Here is a 1,157-nt window from a genome sequence, read left to right as displayed (position 1 = left end):
TTTTATGGAAAGAGGAGGTACGGTAATTTGGGTAGGAGATACTCCCCTCTATTACGTAGATAAAAACGGTGTAAAAGAAGAAATCTTTAGTAGAGGAAACCCGTTCCCGTTTGTGCCTAAAAACTTTGAGCATAAGCCGATGTCTAAAAATAGTGAAAACGCTATCGTGGGGGAAATTTTAGAATATAACCCTAAGGAATCTTGGAGACCGGTAGAAGCTAACCCGTCACTGATACCAATAAGTATGATAAAAGGAGAAGGAGGCGGAGAAATACTTTACTCAACGTGGATTTATAAATACGGAAAAGGTAGATTTGTAAGGGTTTACGACTCACCTTATGTTAACGTTGACTACGTGTTATCATTGCCGGAAAATTAAGTAATCTCGGCATAGGTGTTAGAATAAGGAATTATAGAAGGCTTAGCGATTTTAAGATGATTTTACCTGATTTTAAAATCGGCGTAATCATGGGCAAGAATAATGTTGGTAAAACTAGTATATTAGAAGCAATAGCAATACTTGACGCTAATAACGCAAGTAAAATAAGGGCGTTCAGAGGTAGGATATCTAATCAAATTGCTGAAACTGAACTATTTTTGAATAACGTATATTACAAGAGCGTATTTTCTGAAACTTCTTCAACACGAATTGGAGACGCTAGAGTACTTTTAATATATTCTCACAATGCCGTCCCTACAGTTACTCCTGATGCATCTACTTTTCGTAAAGTCACTGAGCTATTAAGTAAGTTCGATCCTAACATTTTCTATGTTTACTTATCCGCGGGTAACGAGATCAGAGTATTATTTAACGATAAGACTGACGTTTCAATTAATGAATTAGGTTATGGGTATAAAAGCTTGCTAAACTTCATATTATCTTATGTTGTTTACCAAACTAGGATTATCCTCATCGACGACTTAGAAGGATTTGCCTTACACCCAGAATTGCTTAAACAATTTTACGGTTTCTTACTGAAATTGGACGTAGATTTGATATTAATAACTACGCAGAGCAGTGACGTTTATGTATACTTAGCAGAAAGGCGCTCTGACAATGTTAGGTTTATATTACTCAATGACGGTAAATACGAAGTCCTGTCTTCGGAAGAAGTCTTGGATAGGACGGATTATGAAGATTTAAGATATACAGCATT

1 protein-coding gene and 1 pseudogene are annotated in these 1,157 nt (G+C 36.0%); both read left to right on the top strand.

Annotation, left to right across the window (positions count from 1 at the left end; all coding sequences use genetic code 11):
• Positions 1–379: pseudogene (locus tag METMK1DRAFT_RS19000) on the top strand (ATP-dependent nuclease); the annotation flags it as partial.
• A gap of 56 nt (positions 380–435) precedes the next feature.
• Positions 436–1,157: OLD family protein (locus tag METMK1DRAFT_RS18995; protein ID WP_009072466.1), on the top strand; the 722-nt coding region annotated here is incomplete at its 3' end.

The organism is Metallosphaera yellowstonensis MK1 (assembly GCF_000243315.1).
Lineage (GTDB): Archaea > Thermoproteota > Thermoprotei_A > Sulfolobales > Sulfolobaceae > Metallosphaera > Metallosphaera yellowstonensis.
The sequence above is the reverse complement of the archived record's forward strand: the minus strand, read 5'-3'. Positions and strand labels throughout refer to the sequence as shown.